General features: G+C 69.2%; 17 protein-coding genes. 7 read left to right on the top strand and 10 right to left on the bottom strand.

What is annotated here, in order from left to right; translation table 11 throughout:
* Nucleotides 1-3: 3 nt before the first annotated feature.
* Nucleotides 4-990 (bottom strand): Bug family tripartite tricarboxylate transporter substrate binding protein, encoded by a 987-nt coding sequence (locus EZ313_RS08930; RefSeq protein ID WP_135262813.1) that lies wholly within the window; start codon nt 988-990, stop codon nt 4-6.
* 113 nt (nt 991-1,103) lie between these two features.
* On the opposite strand from EZ313_RS08930, the gene EZ313_RS08925 reads away from it, so the two are divergent.
* Complete coding sequence (locus EZ313_RS08925) at nt 1,104-1,823, top strand: GntR family transcriptional regulator (protein WP_135262812.1); 720 nt, start codon at nt 1,104-1,106, stop codon at nt 1,821-1,823.
* Here EZ313_RS08925 and EZ313_RS08920 read toward each other — a convergent pair.
* Both EZ313_RS08920 and EZ313_RS08915 read right to left on the bottom strand, forming a co-directional pair.
* A complete protein-coding gene (locus EZ313_RS08920; RefSeq protein WP_135262811.1) occupies nt 1,820-2,257 on the bottom strand; it encodes a MarR family winged helix-turn-helix transcriptional regulator in 438 nt (145 codons plus the stop codon). The genes EZ313_RS08925 and EZ313_RS08920 overlap by 4 nt on opposite strands.
* A complete protein-coding gene (locus EZ313_RS08915; protein ID WP_420849284.1) occupies nt 2,254-2,787 on the bottom strand; it encodes a flavin reductase family protein in 534 nt (177 codons plus the stop codon). The genes EZ313_RS08920 and EZ313_RS08915 overlap by 4 nt, the downstream gene beginning before the upstream one ends.
* Before the next feature lie 135 nt (nt 2,788-2,922).
* Here EZ313_RS08915 and EZ313_RS08910 point away from each other — a divergent pair, with 135 nt between their 5' ends.
* Both EZ313_RS08910 and EZ313_RS08905 read left to right on the top strand, forming a co-directional pair.
* The gene (locus tag EZ313_RS08910) at nt 2,923-3,711 is read left to right on the top strand and encodes an alpha/beta fold hydrolase (protein WP_135262810.1); all 789 of its coding nucleotides are present in this window, start codon (nt 2,923-2,925) and stop codon (nt 3,709-3,711) included.
* A 55-nt stretch (nt 3,712-3,766) separates the two neighbouring features.
* The gene (locus EZ313_RS08905) at nt 3,767-6,109 is read left to right on the top strand and encodes a xanthine dehydrogenase family protein molybdopterin-binding subunit (RefSeq protein WP_135262809.1); all 2,343 of its coding nucleotides are present in this window, start codon (nt 3,767-3,769) and stop codon (nt 6,107-6,109) included.
* 9 nt (nt 6,110-6,118) lie between these two features.
* Here EZ313_RS08905 and EZ313_RS08900 read toward each other — a convergent pair whose 3' ends face one another.
* Nucleotides 6,119-7,126: a metal-dependent hydrolase gene (locus tag EZ313_RS08900; protein ID WP_135262808.1), complete on the bottom strand. Its 1,008-nt coding sequence runs from the start codon at nt 7,124-7,126 to the stop codon at nt 6,119-6,121.
* Nucleotides 7,127-7,241: 115 nt separating this feature from the next.
* Here EZ313_RS08900 and EZ313_RS08895 point away from each other — a divergent pair, with 115 nt between their 5' ends.
* Nucleotides 7,242-7,856, top strand: a complete 615-nt coding sequence (locus tag EZ313_RS08895) for a TetR/AcrR family transcriptional regulator (protein WP_240788571.1) — start codon at nt 7,242-7,244, stop codon at nt 7,854-7,856.
* On the opposite strand, the gene EZ313_RS08890 is transcribed toward EZ313_RS08895, so the two are convergent.
* Entirely contained in the window at nt 7,843-8,676 is an 834-nt protein-coding gene (locus tag EZ313_RS08890; protein WP_135263621.1) for a metallophosphoesterase, read from the bottom strand. The two genes, EZ313_RS08895 and EZ313_RS08890, sit on opposite strands and share 14 nt — an antisense overlap.
* A 79-nt stretch (nt 8,677-8,755) precedes the next feature.
* Nucleotides 8,756-9,682, bottom strand: coding sequence for a LysR family transcriptional regulator (locus tag EZ313_RS08885; RefSeq protein ID WP_420849303.1), 927 nt, complete (start codon nt 9,680-9,682; stop codon nt 8,756-8,758).
* 146 nt (nt 9,683-9,828) lie between these two features.
* Here EZ313_RS08885 and EZ313_RS08880 point away from each other — a divergent pair, with 146 nt between their 5' ends.
* On the top strand, nt 9,829-10,269 hold the full coding sequence (locus tag EZ313_RS08880) for a hypothetical protein (protein ID WP_135262806.1): 441 nt from the start codon (nt 9,829-9,831) through the stop codon (nt 10,267-10,269).
* A 3-nt stretch (nt 10,270-10,272) separates the two neighbouring features.
* Entirely contained in the window at nt 10,273-10,425 is a 153-nt protein-coding gene (locus tag EZ313_RS23275) for a hypothetical protein (protein ID WP_167772550.1), read from the top strand.
* 63 nt (nt 10,426-10,488) lie between these two features.
* On the opposite strand, the gene EZ313_RS08875 is transcribed toward EZ313_RS23275, so the two are convergent.
* The 4 genes from EZ313_RS08875 to EZ313_RS08865 all read right to left on the bottom strand — a co-directional run bounded on the left by EZ313_RS08875 (nt 10,489) and on the right by EZ313_RS08865 (nt 14,525).
* Nucleotides 10,489-12,339, bottom strand: coding sequence for a phosphoenolpyruvate carboxykinase (GTP) (locus tag EZ313_RS08875; protein ID WP_135262805.1), 1,851 nt, complete (start codon nt 12,337-12,339; stop codon nt 10,489-10,491).
* A 336-nt stretch (nt 12,340-12,675) separates the two neighbouring features.
* Complete coding sequence (locus EZ313_RS23270) at nt 12,676-12,831, bottom strand: hypothetical protein (RefSeq protein WP_167772549.1); 156 nt, start codon at nt 12,829-12,831, stop codon at nt 12,676-12,678.
* A gap of 57 nt (nt 12,832-12,888) precedes the next feature.
* A complete protein-coding gene (locus EZ313_RS08870) occupies nt 12,889-13,293 on the bottom strand; it encodes a PaaI family thioesterase (RefSeq protein WP_135262804.1) in 405 nt (134 codons plus the stop codon).
* 32 nt (nt 13,294-13,325) lie between these two features.
* Nucleotides 13,326-14,525 (bottom strand): threonine ammonia-lyase, encoded by a 1,200-nt coding sequence (locus tag EZ313_RS08865; protein ID WP_205960349.1) that lies wholly within the window; start codon nt 14,523-14,525, stop codon nt 13,326-13,328.
* Nucleotides 14,526-14,645: 120 nt separating this feature from the next.
* Here EZ313_RS08865 and EZ313_RS08860 point away from each other — a divergent pair, with 120 nt between their 5' ends.
* The gene (locus tag EZ313_RS08860; RefSeq protein WP_135262802.1) at nt 14,646-16,946 is read left to right on the top strand and encodes an ATP-binding protein; all 2,301 of its coding nucleotides are present in this window, start codon (nt 14,646-14,648) and stop codon (nt 16,944-16,946) included.

The following is a 16,946-nucleotide window of genomic DNA, read 5'->3' as shown; positions in this document are numbered from 1 at the left end:
AACTCACTCCGCGCGGATGCCGCCCCGGGTGACCACGTCCTGCAGCAGCTTGCGCTCGCGCGCCAGGTACTCGCCGAACTGCGTGCCCGAGATGGCCAGCGGCTTGTTGGCGATGTCGCCCAGCTTGCGCGTCACCTCGGGGTCGCGGACCGCGGCCTCGACGCCCTTGACGATCGCCGCGGCCATCGGCGCGGGCATGCCCGCGGGGGCGAGCAGTCCCAGCCAGGACTCCACGTCCACGCCCTTGAACTCGGGTGTCTCCGCCAGCGCCGGCACGTCGGGCATGCCGGGCCAGCGCGCGGCGCCGGTGACACCGTAGGCGCGCACCTTCCCGTCGCGGATGAAGGGCTGGGCCAGCGTCAGCGGCAGCACGGCCAGGTCCACCTGGCCGCCGGCGACATCCGTCAGCACCTGCGGGCCGGACTTGTAGGGGATGTGCAGCATGTCGATGCCGGCGCGCTGCTTGATCAGCTCGGCGGTCACGTGCAGCGACGTGCCGACGCCGTCGGTGCCGAAGGTGAGCTTGCCGGGCTGCGAACGCGCCAGCTTCACGAGGTCGGCGGCGGTGGCGGCCTGCAGCGTGGGCCGGCCGACGAGGACGAAGGGACCGACCGCCACGGTGGACAGCGGCGTGAAGTCCTTGAACGTGTCGTAGCGCACCGCGGCGGGCGAGACCAGCGGCGCGACGTTCAGGGGGCTGGCCACCGCGAACAGGAGCGTGCAGCCATCGGGCTGCGCGCGCGCCACGCGTTGCGTGCCAATGGTGCCGGCCGCGCCGGGCACGTTCTCGATCACCATCGGCTGGCGCAGCTGCTCGGCCAGCTTGGGCACGACGAGCCGCGCTGTGGAATCCACGCCGCCGCCCGGAGCGAACGGCACCACCACGGTGACGGGACGGTTGCCGCAGAGCGGTCCCTGCGCGGATGCGGCGCAGGCGCCGAGCGTGCAGGCGAGGACGGCCTTCCTGAGCACAGCGGAGAATGGGGGCATGTTCGGCTCCTGTATCGATTGGGTACGGCCGCACCGGGTCGGTGCTGCCACCATACTTGTTATGACAAGTCATGACAAGCAAGCAACCCGCGTGCCATTGAGGACGGGCCCACATGGCTGAGGTCGCGCAGCCGCTGTACGCCCGCCTTCGCGACGAGCTTCGGGCGCGCATCCTGGACGGCCGCCTGGCGGCGGGCGAGCGCCTGCCTTCCGAGAACGAGCTGGTGGCGCAGCAAGGCGTGAGCCGCATCACCGTGCGCCAGGCATTGGGCGACCTGCAGAAGGCCGGGCTGATCGTGCGGCTGCAGGGAAAGGGTGCGTTCGTCGCGCCGCCGCATGCCAGCCAGAAGCTCGAGCGGCTGCAGGGCCTATCGGAGGCACTGACGGCCGGCGGCCAGTCGATCCACAGCAAGCGCCTGTCGCTCAGGAGCGTGCGCGCCGGCGGCGAGCTCGCGGCCCAGCTGGAGGTCGCGCCGGGAACGGCCGTGGTCCAGCTCGTTTCGCTGCGCTACCTCGATCGCGACCCGCTGTCCGTCAACACCTCGCACTTCGTGCCCGGGCTGGGCGAGCGCATCGCGCGCGTCGATGTCTCCGGGCGCGACCTGCTGGAGGTGCTCGAGCGCGACCTGGCGCTTCCGGTGCGAGAGGCCCGCCTGGACATCCGGGCCGAAGCCATGCCCGCGCGCGAGGCGCGCTGGCTGAAGTCGGGGCCGGGCGAGCCTGCGCTGCGCGTGCACCGGCTGGTGCTGGGCGAGGGCGGGCAGCCGCTGCAGACCGAGACCGCGCTCTATCGGGCCGACCGATTCAGCTACCAGCTCACGCTCGCGCGCTAACGCCCGGGCGAAACCAGTTTTCCCAGCAGCTGGCGCAACGCCTTCTTCTCGGCTGCGCCGAGCGTGCGCAGCAGGCGTGCCTCATGCTCCTTCGCCTGCTCGACCAGCGGCTTGACCAGCCGCCTGCCGGCGGCGGTGGCCGCCACCAGCGTGCGGCGCTGGTCGGACGCGTCCGCCTGCAGCGCGACCCAGCCCTGCTCGGCCATCCGCTGCACGAGCTTGGTCACGGTGGGTTGCTTGGACAGCACCTCCTGCGCGAGCTGGCTGACCGTGAGCGGCTCGCCGTCGTGCAGCGTGGCCAGCACTCGCCACTCGATCGAGCTGAGCCCGCGCGCGCGGACGTGCGCGTCGAAGTCCTTGTAAAGCGCGTGGTTCGCCTGCCCCAGCAGGTAGCCGAGGTGCTTGTCGACGAAGCGCTCGCCCGCGGCTGTCACAGCGGCAGCTCCGTGTAGAAGCGGCCGCCGTGGAACAGCAGCGGCGTGGCGCCCGCGCGCCAGGCCACGCGCTCGACCTCGCCGACGAAGATGACGTGGTCGCCTTCCTCGTAGCGGCTGCGGTTGAAGCATTCGAAGGTGGCGGCCGCGCCGGTGATCAGCGGCGCGTCGCCGCAGCCGAGCGTGAACTCCACGCCGCCCCAGCGGTCGCCGCCCTTGACCGCGAACTTCTCGGCCAGCAGCTTCTGGTCGGCCGCGAGGATGTTGATGGCGTAGTGCGAACCGGTGCTGAAGGCCGGCAGCGAGGCCGCGGCGCGCGCCAGGCTCCACAGCACCAGCGGCGGATCCAGCGAGACCGAGTTGAAGGAATTGGCGGTCAGCCCGATCGGCGTGCCCTCGCCGGTGCTCGCCGTAACGATGGTCACGCCCGTCGCGAACATGCCCAGCGCCGAGCGGAACTCCTTCGGCGAGAACGCGGGCGGCTGGGCCTTGACGGGCGGGCTCATCAGCAGGTTTGCATGAAATTTCATGTAGTATGGATCAAACCGCGCTGACCATGTTGCAGGAAAAGAGGTCCACGTGAGCAACGAACGTCCCCCGGCACCGGCGCGACTGGCTCCTTCGGACGATGGCTCGTTGGAGCTACGCGCGGCGCGCCGGGTCGAATGAGCACGCTGCCCACCTTCACAACGCTGGGCGCCGGCCCCACGGTGCTGATGCTGCACGGCGTCGGCGGCGGGCACCTCGCTTTCGCGCCGCAGGTCGAGAGCCTGGCTTCCAGCGGTTATCGCGCGGTCGCCTGGGACATGCCCGGCTACGGCCGCAGCGCGCCGATCGAGCCCTACACCTTCAAGGGGCTGGCCGAGAGCTGCATCACGCTGATCGAGAGCCTGCGCTGCGAGAACGTGGTGCTTCTCGGGCACAGCATGGGCGGCATGGTGGCGCAGGAGGTCGTGGCGCGCCGCCCCCATCTGGTCAGCCGGCTCGTGCTGTGCGGCACCTCGGCCGCGTTCGGCGAACCGGATGGCGAGTGGCAGCGGCAGTTCATCGCGCAGCGCACGGCTGCGTTGAACGAGGGCCAGACGATGGCGCAGCTGGCGGAGAAACTGGTGCCGCAGATGGTCGGCCCCGGCTCCTTGCCCGAAGGCGTGCGCCTGGCGACACACTGCATGTCGCAGGTGAACCCGTCGACGTACCGGCGCGCGCTCGAGGCCATGCTGACGTTCGACCGGCGGGCCAACCTGCCGCAGATCCACGTGCCGACGCTGCTGGTGGCTGGCGAGCACGACCGCAATGCGCCACCGGCGCTGATGAAGAAGATGGCCAAGGCCATCATCGGCAGCACCTACCTCGAGCTGCCGGGCATCGGCCACCTGCAGAACCTGGAAGCGCCCGACGAGTTCGATGCCGCCGTGCTGAACTTCCTGGCGCTGCCGCGGCAGCTGCTGCACTGACGACGTTCGCGCGCGGCGGGCACAATCGCCGCGAACTTCTCCAAGGATCCTGTTGATGAGCGCAGACCTCCTGACGCCCGACGCCGTGGGCCGCTTCGGCAGCGGCCGCGCCGTGCCCCGCATCGAGGACGAGGGCCTTCTGAAAGGCCAGGGCCGGTTCACCGACGACGTGCAGCCGGCCGCGCAGTTGCGCGTGGCCTTCGTCCGCTCGCCGCATCCGCATGCGCGCATCGTGTCGGTGGACGCGGCGTCCGCGCGCGCGATGCCCGGTGTCGCGCTCGTGGCCACCGGCGCCGACCTGCTGCAGGCGGGCGTCAGGCAGATGCCGGTGAACGCGGGCTTCAAGCGCGCCGGCGACGCGCCCGGCGTGTCGCACCCGAGGCCGGTGCTCGCGCACGACCGCGTCCGTTTCGTCGGCGAGCCGGTCGCCATCGTCGTGGCCGAATCGCTGCAGCAGGCCCGCGACGCGGCGGAGTCGATCTGGGTCGAGTACGAGGAGCTGCCCGGCGTGGTCGACGTGCACCAGGCGGTGCAGGGCACGGCCGCGCTGTGCGACGACGCGCCCGACAACGTCGCGGCCGAGACGCGCTATGGCGATGCGAAGGCCGTCGACGCTGCATTCGCTCGCGCCGCCCACGTCGTCCGCCTCGACCTCGACAACCAGCGCCTCGCTGCGCTGTCGCTGGAACCGCGCGCGGTGCTGGCCTGGACGGCCGACGACGGCCGGCTCACGCTGCAGATGAGTACGCAGATGCCTTCCGGCGTCCGCACCACCTTGTCGGACCTGCTCGGGCTCAAGCCGGAGCAGCTGCGCGTGACGGTGGGCGACGTCGGCGGCGGCTTCGGCATGAAGACCGGCGCGTACCCGGAAGACGTGGCGCTGGCCTGGTGCGCGTGGAAACTGAAGCGCCCGGTCAAATGGGTCGCCGAACGCGGCGAGGAATTCGTCTCGTCGCACCACGGCCGCGACGTGCGCACGCACGCGCAGCTGGCGCTCGCGGCCGACGGCCGCATCCTGGCGCTGCGCCTGCATTCGCTGGCGAACGTCGGCGCTTATGCCACGCCCACCGGCTGCGTGATCCAGCTGATGATCGGGCCGTGGGTGCAGACCAGCGTCTACGACATCCCGCTGATCGACTTCCACTACCAGGCGGTGATGACGAACACGGCGCCGACGGGCGCGTACCGCGGCGCCGGACGGCCCGAGGCGATCTACATCATCGAGCGGCTGATGGACGAAGCCGCGCGCGCCAGCGGCATCGACCGCGTTCAGCTGCGCCGGCGCAACTTCATCCGCCCCGAGCAGATGCCCTACAAGAACCCGATGGGGCAGGTCTACGACGTCGGCCGCTTCGAGCACGTCATGGACCAGGGTCTGGCGCTTGCCGACTGGAGCGGGTTCGATGCGCGCTTCGCGCAGAGCCGCGCGCGCGGCAAGCTGCGCGGACTGGGCATCGCCACGTTCCTTGAATGGACCGGCGGCAACGCGCTGCAAGAGCGCGTGACCGTGTCGGTGTTGGCGGACGGCGTGATCGAGGTGTTCTCGGCCGTCAACGCCATGGGCCAGGGCATCGCTACCACGCTGGCGCAACTGGTGGTCGACGTGTTCGGCGTGCCGATGGACCGCGTGCGCGTGGTGCTCGGCGACACGGACCGCGGCGAAGGGTTCGGCAGCGCCGGCTCGCGTTCCATCTTCACCGGCGGCTCGGCGCTGCGCGAAGGCGCGGAGAAGACGCTGGAGGAGGCGCGGCGGCTCGCGGCGCAATCGCTGGAGGCGAGCGTGCAGGATCTGGAGTACGAGGCCGGGCGCTTCAAGGTGCGCGGCACCGACATCGCAGTGGACCTGTTCTCGCTGGCGGCCAGGCAGCCGCAGGGACGCATCTTCCTGGAGAGCAGCACCACCGTCGCGGGGCCGAGCTGGCCGAACGGTTGCCACATCTGCGAAGTGGAAGTCGATCCCACGACCGGCGAGGTGCGCGTGGTCGCCTACAGCAGCGTCAACGACGTGGGGCGAGTGGTCAATCCCACCATCGTGCGCGGCCAGCTCGATGGCGGCGCGGTGCAGGGCCTCGGACAGGCGCTGCTCGAGCAGGTGGTGTACGACGCCGACAGCGGCCAGCCGATCACCGGCAGCCTGATGGACTACGCCGCGCCGCGCGCCGACCTGCTCGCCTGCGAGTTCGTCACCCGCATGGACGAATCCACGCCGTGCAGCAACAACCCGCTCGGCGTGAAGGGCGTGGGCGAACTCGGCACCATCGGCGCCACGCCCTGCGTGGTCAACGCGGTGGCCGATGCGCTCGCGCGCGGCGGCCACGCGGCGCTCGCGCCGCGGCTGCAGATGCCGCTCACGCCGGTGCGGCTGTGGCAGCTGATGATCGGGTCGGCCGACGGCTGACCACGGGCTTCACCGCGGCGGCGGCACGTCCTCGCCCAGCATCCGCCGCCCCAGCCACGAAAGGCCTTCATCGAGGTTGCCGCGCGCGCCGAAGTTGCGCGGCGGCTCCGGCGACCAGTTCGCGCCTTCACGCCGCGCAACCGCGAAGTTGAAGACGTACCAGGGCTCCTGCCCCATGCGCAGGTCGGTGATGAACGCGCGGCCGTCCTGCGCCTGCATCTTGTAGAAGCCGTGCGAGAACCAGGCCATGCGCTGCACGGCCCAGACGTCGTGCAGCGATCGCTCCAGCGCCCGGTCGGTCGCAAAACGCTCGAAGCGGATCGGCCGGCCGCCGTCCAGCAGCGAGTAGAAGCCTTCCTCGTAGCCGTCCTCGCGCATCGCCACCACCCGCCACAGGACGGTGTTGAACGCGGTGGGCGTCACGAGAAGCTCCTGCGCGGGCGCGCCGCGTGCGGCCAGCGTCTGTTCGGCGACGCCGCGCACATGCGCTTGTGCGAGAGCGCTCCACGCGAGATAGCCGGTGGAGAGGATCAGTCCCCAGCGGTTCCACGCCAGTCCCGCGGGTGCGCGGCGCGCCAATGCGACGCCCACCCCGATCAGCAGCGGCAGCGTGTAGAGCGGATCGATGATGAAGATGCTGCCGACGCCGAACGGATGGTTGGTGAAGGGCAGCAGCAGCTGCGTGCCGTACACCGTCATCGTGTCCAGCAGCGGATGCGTGATGAGGGCAAGCCAGATCGCAAGCCACCAGCGCCGGAAGCTTTTCGCCTCGCCGTGCACGCGGCTCGCGATCCATGCCAGCACGGGCGAGGCGAGTGTCTGCCAGAAAATCGCGTGGCTCGAGCCGCGGTGGTACGTCATGTTGCGCACCGCGTCGCCGTAATCGATGAAGGCGTCCAAGTCGGGCAGCGTGCCGGCGACGCCGCCCCACAGCGCTGCTTTCCAGAGGGCCGTGCGGCGGCCCATGACAGCTACGCCGACGGCGGCGCCGAGCGCCAGTTGCGAGACGGAATCCATGGGGCCGCAAGCCTAACGGCCTCTTGCGTCACGACGGTGGCGTGTGGACTTTGCTCAGGCTGCACGCGCCCGTCCACCACGGAAGAGCCAATGACCCAGCATTAGAATTTCCGCCATGAGCACCGTCGTCGCCCGGCCTTCCTTCAAGGAGCAGATGCTGGCCGCGCGCGAAGAGGCGATCATCCAGAACGTGAACCGGCTGCTCGCCGAAAAAGGCTTCGATGCCATGACGGTGGACGAAGTCGCCGCGGCCGTCGGCATCGCCAAGGCCAGCCTCTACAAGCATTTCCCGAGCAAGGAAGATCTCGCCGCCGCCGCCATGGTGCGCGTGATGCGCCGCGCGCAGCAGTTCCTGGCGAGCGTCGATCCCGCGCTGCCGATGCTGGACAAGCTGAAGTCGGCCGTGCGCTGGACGCTGCAGGTCCGGCTCGCCGGCCAGATGCCTTCGCTGCCGAGCCAGAACTCCTCGCTGCGCGCCGCGCTCATGTCCAGCCGCGACTACCGCGACGCCTTGACCGGCATCGGCGAGCAGCTGGGCGAATGGATCGAGGCCGGCCAGCGCGAGGGCGCCGTCGACCCGAAGCTGCCGTCGGCCGCCGTGCTCTACACGCTCTACGCCCGCGCCTGCGATCCGGTGGTCGAATTCCTCAAGGCCGCCGGGCAGCACACCGACGAGCAGATCGTCGACCTGGTCCTGAGCACCTGCTTCGACGGCCTCAGCGCGCGGTGACCGCGGCGGGCGCCGCCGGCACCTCCAGCACCCAATGCGGCAGGAAGCCTTCCTGCTCGCCCTTGCGCGAATAGCCCACCGGATTCGCGACCACGCGGCAGCCATTCACCCGGTAGTCCTGGTGGCAATGCAGGTGGCCGTGCGCCCACAGCTGCGCGCGGGGCAGCAGGTCGTCCAGCGCGTTGCAGAAGCCCGCGGTGCCGGGCGTAAGGCCGTAGCGCGGATCGGCGCTTTGCAGCGAAGGCGCGAAATGGGTGACGACGACGGTCGGCCCGTCGAATGGCGGGGCCAGCACCTCACGCAGCCACTGCTGGCACTCAAGACCCAAGGCGCGCCATTGTTCGGCGTGCATCGGTTCGCCGCGGAACGTGCCGGCGAACCTGGGCAGGTAGAAGTTGGCCGCGCGAAAGGCCTTCTCGCGCTGCTTCAGGGCCCGCGTGGTGTCCGGCGCCTGCGCCGCCAGCGCGTCAAAGTCCGTCCATAGCGTGGTGCCCACGAAGCGCACGCCGCCCAGCACGAGAACTTCGCGCTCCAGCCAGGTGATCCCAAGCCGTTCGCAGGTTTCGCGCAGGCGGGCGTGTGTGGCGTCGAATTCGAGGTTGTCGTACTCGTGGTTGCCCGGAACGAACAGGACGGGCACCGGCCAGCCGTTGCGCGGCGCGAACCGCTCCAGGCCGAAGTCCTCGCCCGGCAGGGCGCTGCCGGGCTGGTAGGAGCCGACGTCGCCGGCAAGCACCAGGAGTTCGGCCTGCGGCGCCGGCGAGAACTGGAGGCCCGGCTGGGTTTCGAGATGCAGGTCTGACATCAGCTGGAACTTCACCGCGCCATTGTCGGCGGCGGCGAAGCTGGGCTGCACTTCGATCTGCTCGACCGGAGGAATGCACAGCCCGGGAAGATGCTTACTCGCGTTCGCCCTGGAAAGCCTTGCGCGCCGCCGCCAGCACGGCCAGGCGCAGCCAGGCGTGCTCGCTGCGCTGGCCCTGCCGGTGGTGCCAGAGCGAGTCGACGTGGACCAGCGGCACCTCGAACGGCAACTCGCGAAAGGCCAGTTCGGATGCCATGCCGGTGGTTCCGACGAAGTGCCGGGGCAGCACGGTGAGCAGGTCCGACTGCGCCACCACCCGGCCCGCGGTGAAGAACTGGTTGACGGTCAGCACGATGCGCCGCTTCTGGCCGAGCGCGGCCAGTGCCTCGTCGATGAACCCGTAAGGGCGCCCGGAGAAGCTCACCAGCATGTGGTGCGCGGCGCAGAAGCGCTCCAGTGTCAAGGGCCCGAGCGCGAGTGGGTGCTCGCGTCGCATCACGCAGACGTAGCGCCCGTCGTACAGCCGCTGGTGATCGAAGGCCGCCATCTTGCCGGCCTGCGACTGCGCGGTCAGATCCGCCAGGACAGCCGGGAAGAAGCCGACGGCAAGGTCGACCGCGCCCTCGTCCAGCAGCTTGCGGGGGTCGCGAGTGGTCAGCGGCAGCACGCGCATCGAGACGCCCGGGGCGTCGCGTTCGATGATCTCGACCAGCCCTGGCATCAGCTCGGCCGCAGTGGCATCGGCCATCGCCAAGACGAAAGTGTTGTTCGCCTGCGACGCCACGAACTGGCCGGGCGAAAGCGCCCCCTCCAGTTGCCGCAGCGCGTCGCCGACAGCCGGCCAGAGCGCCAGCGCGCGGGGCGTGGGCTCGACGCCGTAGCCGCTGCGCACCACCAGCTTGTCGCCCAGCGCATCCCGCAAACGGTTGAGCGCATTGCTGACCGCCGGCTGGGTCATCGACAGGTTGTGGGCCGCGCGGGTGAGGTTGCGCTCGGCCATGACTTGGTCGAAAACCCGCAACAAGTTCAGGTCGAAAGTGCGGAAGTTCGGCACGACTATCGATCTCCTGAATGATTGGAATCACAAACCGTGATTTGAATAATATCAGGGTCAACCCTAATCTATGCCTCGTGCCGAAGCTCTCGGCCATTACGGAGGAAATTCAAATGACCCAGTTCGTTCATGTCGACTATCCCACCCAGCATTCCGGTGTCGAGCGGATCGAGCGCGCCGCCGGTGCCCTGAAGGACATCGCATCCCGTTTCGACGGCGCGCGCGGCGCCGCCACCCTGCTGCTGGCCGCGGTCGTCTCCGCGCTGCTGGTCGTGGCCAACCAGGTGGTGGACACCTGGACCGAGGGCCACTTACTGGCCGCGTGGATCGTCCTGTGGACCGTGGCCTTCGCGGCACTGGCGCTGCTGGCCGCTCCCGCCCGCCGTGTCGTCCTCGGCTTCAGCGCGAAAGTGAAGGCTTTCGCCGCCGCCCGCCGCCAGGCCGCCGAAGACCGCCGGTTCTGGGACGTGGCCGTGACCGACGCCCGCGTGATGGCGGACCTCAGCCGCGCCATGTCGTCCGACGCCGCCCGCGACGTCCGCAGCTACTACTGAGCCATGCTGCTGCTGCGCGCCACCCGCTGGGGCTGGCGAGGCCTGCTGGCCGCTCTGCCGGCCCCGGTGCTCGCCTGGCTGGACGGCTGGGCGCAACGGCAGGCGCAGCGAAAGGCGCAAAGACGCCGCAAGCGCCTGGCCGCCGCCCACCGATAGCTGTCACACGATAAAAAACAGCCGCCCTCGGGCGGCTGTTTTCTTTGACGCGCGGCGTCGGCGTCAGGCGGCCAGCCGCTTCTCGATGCGCGCCTTCGTGTCGCCCAGCTCCTGCGGCAGGTGGTAGGCAAGCTGCTGGAACAGCTCGGCGTGCAGCTGCAGTTCCTTCTGCCAGGCGGCCTTGTCGATGCTGGTGACGGTCTTGAACTGGTCGCGAGAGAAGTCAAGGCCGGTCCAGTTGAGCTCCTCGTAGCGCGGGCTGACGCCGAACACGTGCTCTTGCCCGTCCGCCTTGCCCTCGATGCGGTCGATCATCCACTTGAGCACGCGCATGTTCTCGCCGTAGCCTGGCCAGACGAACTTGCCGTCCTCACCCTTGCGGAACCAATTGGTGGTGTAGATGCGCGGCAGCCGGGCGCCCGAGGCCTTGAGCTTCTTGCCCAGCTGCAGCCAGTGCTGGAAGTAGTCGCTCATGTTGTAGCCGGCGAAGGGCAGCATGGCGAACGGGTCGCGCCGCACCACGCCCTGCTGGCCGAAGGCCGCGGCGGTGGTTTCCGAGCCCATGGTGGCGGCCATGTACACGCCTTCCACCCAGTCGCGGGCCTCGGTCACCAGCGGCACCGTGGTGGAACGGCGGCCGCCGAAGATGAAGGCGTCGATCGGCACGCCCTTGGGGTCATCCCACGCGGGGTCGAGGGCCGGATTGTTGATGGCGGCCACGGTGAAGCGCGCGTTCGGGTGCGCCGCCTTGGCCCCGGTTTCCTTGCCCAGCTGCGGCGTCCAGTCCTTGCCTTGCCAGTCGATCGCATGCGCCGGCGCCGGGCCCATGCCTTCCCACCACACGTCGTTGTCGTCGGTGAGCGCGACATTCGTGAAGATCACGTTCTTGTCCAGGCTGGCCATGCAATTCGGATTGGTGTCCGTGTTGGTGCCCGGCGCCACGCCGAAGTAGCCCGCTTCGGGATTGATCGCGTACAGCCGGCCGTCGGCGCCCGGCTTGATCCACGCGATGTCGTCGCCGATGGTGGTGACCTTCCAGCCCTCGAAGCCCCTGGGGGGGATCAGCATCGCGAAGTTGGTCTTGCCGCAGGCGGACGGGAAGGCGGCAGCCACGTGGTACTTGCGCCCCTCGGGGTTGGTCACGCCCAGGATCAGCATGTGCTCGGCCAGCCAGCCTTCGTCGCGGCCCATGGTGGAAGCGATGCGCAGGGCGAAGCATTTCTTGCCGAGCAGCGCGTTGCCGCCGTAGCCGGAGCCGTACGACCAGATCTCGCGCGTCTCGGGGTAGTGGACGATGTACTTGGTCTTGTTGCAGGGCCAGGCCACGTCCTTCTCGCCCGGCTTGAGCGGCGCGCCGACCGTGTGCACGCAAGGCACGAACTCGCCGTTCACGCCCAGCACCTCGTACACGGCCTTGCCCATGCGGGTCATGATCTTCATGTTCACCGCCACGTACGGGCTGTCGGACAGCTCGATGCCGATGTGGGCGATGGGCGAACCGAGCGGGCCCATGGAGAACGGCACCACGTACATGGTGCGCCCGCGCATGCAGCCGTCGAAGAGCGGCTGCAGCGTCGCGCGCATCTCGGCCGGGTCCATCCAGTTGTTCGTCGGGCCGGCGTCTTCCTTCTTCTTCGAGCAGATGAAGGTGCGGTCCTCGACGCGCGCGACGTCGCTCGGGTCGGACCAGGCCAGGTACGAGCCGGGGCGCTTGACCGGATCGAGGCGGCGGAAGGTGCCCGCGTCCACCAGCTGCTGGCACAGGCGGTCGTATTCCTCCTGGCTGCCGTCGCACCAGTGGACGGCGTCGGGCTTGCACAACGCGACCATGTCGGCCACCCAGGCGACCAGCCGGGCATTGCGCACATAGGGCGGCGTTTTGAGGGTCAAACCCTGCATCACGGGTGAGTTCATCGTCACAAAGCTCCTGAATAGAAAACCGGGTTTCCAAAAGGTGGAGCTCTGCAACGGGGGCCGAGCGCGCCTTTTTGAAACCGGGCTTGGCTCAGTCGGCGTGCGGGGCGTTCAGGGGCGGCAGGGGCACTGCAGCGCCCGTTGCGGCGCGGTCCGCGGGTCGGCTGGAATGGGGATTCTAGGGAGGGGCAACTGAACGTGGGTTCCGCAACTACCCGATTCCATGCAAAACAAACATGACTTTATGCGTGGGGTTGAAGCCCTGCAGCAGAAAGCAAACAGCCCGGCCGTTTCAACGGTCCGGGCTGTCGGGGGAAAGCTTTGTTCGCGCTTCGATCAGGCCATGTAGATGGCGATGAACGCCAGCAGGAACATCAGCACGCCGCCCACGACGGGCAGCACGATGGGCATCAGCGGGACGATGCTCTCGACGGTGTCGTGCGGTTCGTGGTGGTGCTCGCCGTGGCTGTGGCGGTGTTCGGTGCTGGCCATGGGGGTCTCGGTGATTCGATAGGTGGAACCCGCAATTCTAGCGGCCGGCGCCCAGCGCTACAGCAGCGCGTACGTGGTGCTGGCCCGGCAGACGCTCTTGCCGTCCTGTGCGCCACGGATGTCGATCTCGCCGAAGGCCAGGGCCTTGCCCGCGCGCACGATGCGGGCCTGCACCAGCCCGTCCTGACCCGAGAGCGGCCGCAGGAAGCTTGTGTTCATCTGCACCGTCGTGCAGGGGCGGAACTCGCCGAAATGGTTGACGAGCGCCAGCACCATCGCCGTGTCGGCCGCCGCCATCATGGCCTGGCCGCACAGCATGTTGCCGGCGCGCGCGAGCTGGTCGCTCTGGGGCAGCCGCAGCGTCACGCTGTCGGCATCGAAGCCCTCGGCCCGAAGGCCCAGCGCCTGCACCCAAGGCGCGAAGTAGTCGGGAAGGGTGGATTGAAGCTGGTCGAGCGTCATGGCGGGCAATGATAGGTGCGGCGCAACCCCGCCTACTGCCGCTCGGCTTCGAAGCCCGCCTTGCGCAACGAGCCGAGCACGGCTTCGATGTGCTGCGGCCCGCGCGTCTGGATCACCAGCTCGATCTCCACGTTCTGCGCCGCCAGCATCGTGAACGCGCGCTGGTGGTGCACCTCGTCGACGTTCGCGCCGGCCTCCGCGACCGTGGCCGTGATGCGCGCCAGCGAGCCCGGGACGTCACGCGCGCACACGCGGATGCGCGCCAGCCGCCCCGCGCGCGCCATGCCGCGCTCGATGATCGACGCGAGCAGCAGCGGATCGATGTTGCCGCCGCCCAGCACCAGGCCCACCGTGCGGCCGCGGAAGCGCTCGGGATGCTTGAGCATCGCCGCCAGCCCCGCCGCGCCGGCGCCCTCCACCAAAGTCTTCTCGATCTCCAGCAGCAGCACGATCGACTGCTCGATGTCGCCTTCGTCCACCAGCAGGATGTCGTCGACGCAGCGCTCGATGATCTCGCGCGGGATCTTCCCCGGCGTGCCGACCGCGATGCCCTCCGCGATCGTCGACACGCCCTGCGGCAGCTGCGCCTTCTTCAGCGCGTTGTACATGTTGGGGAAGCGCAGGGTCTGCACGCCCACGACCTCGATGCCCGCCTTGACCGACTTGGCCGCCAGCGACATGCCCGCGATCAGGCCTCCGCCGCCGACCGACACGACGATCGTGTCGAGCTGCGGCACGTCGTCCAGCATTTCCAGCGCCGCCGTGCCCTGGCCGGCGACGATGGCCTCGTCGTCGTAGGGATGAACGAAGGTCAGGCCCTGCTCCTGGGCGAGTTCCAGCGCGTGGCCGCGCGCCTCGTCCAGCGTGTCGCCGTGCAGGACGATCTCGGCGCCGAAGCCGCGCGTGCGCTCCACCTTCACGCCGGGCGTGAAGCGCGGCATGACGATGACGGCTCGCAGGCCCAGGCGCTGCGCGTGGTAGGCCACGCCCTGGGCATGGTTGCCCGCGCTCATCGCGATCACGCCACGGGCGCGCTCGTTGTCGCTCAGCTGGGTCAGCTTGTTGCAGGCCCCGCGCTCCTTGAACGAAGCGGTGAACTGCAGGTTCTCGAACTTGAGGAAGACGCGCGCGCCGGTCAGCTGCGAGAGGGTCTGCGAGGCAACGCAGGGCGTGCGCAGCACCTGGCCCTGCAGTCGGCGGGCGGCGGCCCGGATGTCGGCGAGTTCCAGCATGGCCCGCATTGTGGCGGGCGGGCTGGCGCGGCCGCAGGCGCCCAGATTCCTTCCCACGCGGGATGAAGCCGAGTTATCGTAGGCGCCGCGTGTCCTTTGCGAACTGGAGGCGCCATTCCCATGGTCAAGCGAACGGTCGATGTGCAGATGCTCCCATCGCCGGGGCTGAAGGACGCCCCCGTGCTCGACCTCATGTGCTCGCACTTCGTGCTGACGCTGGCGGCCAAGCAGGGCGGCAAGTTCAACGTGCGCCGCGACCTCAACGGGCTGCTGTCGCTCTCGGGCCGGCACCTGGTGTGGCCCGCGCCCGCACTGGCCCGCCTGCGCGAATTCCTCGGCCGCCGCTGCAAGGACAACGAGTTCTGGCGTGGCCACGAGCAGCTCTCCACCGCCGAGTTCCTGGATCGCCACGGTGTGTGGCGCGGCCCCTACGAGGAAGGCACGCTCTTCTTCTACCTGGACGAGTACGCCAAGGACCAGCCCAAGGACCTGCTGTCGGTGCTCACCGTCACCGGCGAATGGCTGACCCATGCGCTGAAGAAGCAGTCCACGCTGGTGGAAAAGAACATCGACGCGCTGTCGGGTCTCCTGCAGCTCAACAAGGCCGAGCGTGCGCTGCTCCTCTACGGAACGCTTGCGCGCTACCAGCGTGATCTGCGCAGCATCCTGGTCGAGTTCAAGGTCAACAACGCGCCCGAGGCCTATGCCGCGATCGCCGACATCGCGGGGGTGAACGCGGCCGACGTGGGCGAGGCGCTGCGCGTCGGTTCGCGGCTGGAGCGGATCGGCCTGGTCGAGAACCTCATCTCCGAGCACAACATCACTGACCTGGCCGACCTGATGAAGGTCAGCGAGAAGCTGCCGCCGGTGCTGATGCGCGAATACCGCGACCAGAACGAGCTGATGGCGGTGTTCACCCGGCCCAGCGCGAAGAGCACGCTCGGGCTGTCGGACTTCGCCTTCGTGGAGGAAGACGCGCAGGTCCTGTGCGCGCTGCTGCGCAATGCTGTCGATCGCAAGGAGCCGGGTGTCAACGTGCTGCTGTACGGGCCGCCCGGCACCGGCAAGACCGAACTCGCGAAAGTGGTGGCGCAGGCGGCGGGGCTCGAGCTGTTCGAAGTCGAGTACGCCGACCGCGACGGCAATTCGCTTTCCGGCCGCGACCGCTACCGCTCGCTTCAGATCGCGCAGGTGTTCCTCAAGGGCAGCGCGCAGGCGGCGCTGCTCTTCGACGAAGTGGAAGACGTGTTCCCGCCCATCAGCTCCGAGGCCGCGCAGCTGATCGCGCGCGCCGAGCAGGTGGCGGCTCCCGCCAACGGCAGCGTGAGCGGCAAGGCCTGGGTGAACCAGATCCTGGAATCCAACCCGGTGCCCACGCTGTGGGTCACCAACCGCATCGAGCAGATCGACCCGGCGTTCCGCCGCCGCTTCGCCTATCACCTGGAACTGAAGTCGCCGCCGCCGGGCGCGCGCGAAGGCCTGGTGCGAAAGACGCTGGACGGCGTTTCGGTGTCGGACGGCTTCGTCGCCAAGCTCACCGAACGCAAGGGACTGACGCCGGCGCAGATCCGCACCGCGGTGCGGTTCGCCGGCCTGGCGGGCGGAACGTCGACGTCGGTCGAACAGCTGATCGAACGCCAGCTGCGCAACGCGGACCAGGCCTTGGGCAACCGCACGCCCGGCGCGGCGCGCCCCAGCGTCACCACTTACGACCTGGCGATGCTGAACGTGGAGAGCCGTTTCGAGATCCCGCGCATCGTCGAAGCGCTCAAGGCGCGCGGACACGGCACGCTGTGTTTCTACGGCGCGCCGGGCACGGGCAAGACGGCGCTGGCCGAACACATCGCGCGCCGGCTGGACCGGCCCCTGCTGATCAAGCAGGCCAGCGACCTGATGAGCAAGTTCGTCGGCGAGACCGAGCAGAACATGGCGGCCATGTTCCGCGAAGCCGAGAGCGAGAAGGCGGTGCTGCTGCTGGACGAGGCCGACAGCTTCCTGCAGGACCGGCGCGGCGCGCAGCGCACCTACGAGGTGACGGAAGTGAACGAGATGCTGCAGGGCATGGAGCGCTTCGCCGGCATCTTCGTGTGCACCACCAATCTCATGGACCGTATCGACCAGGCGGCCCTGCGGCGCTTCACCTTCAAGATCCGCTTCAAGCCGCTGACGCCGGCGCAGCGCGAGACGATGTTCGTCAACGAGGCGCTGGGCGGGGAGTCAGGTGCGTTGACGGACGAGATCCGCGCGCGGCTCACGCGGCTGGACCAGCTGTGCCCCGGCGACTTCGCGGCGGTCAAGCGCCAGGTCGACATCCTGGCGGCCGGGGATTTCGGGCCGCTGGAGTTCCTCGAGCAGCTGGAAGCGGAGCACCGCATCAAGCCGGAGGTGCGCGAATCGCGCAACATCGGCTTCGTGCAGTGA

Origin of the sequence: Ramlibacter henchirensis (assembly GCF_004682015.1) — a bacterium.
GTDB lineage: Bacteria > Pseudomonadota > Gammaproteobacteria > Burkholderiales > Burkholderiaceae_C > Ramlibacter > Ramlibacter henchirensis.
This window is presented reverse-complemented; position numbering and strand designations above follow the sequence as displayed.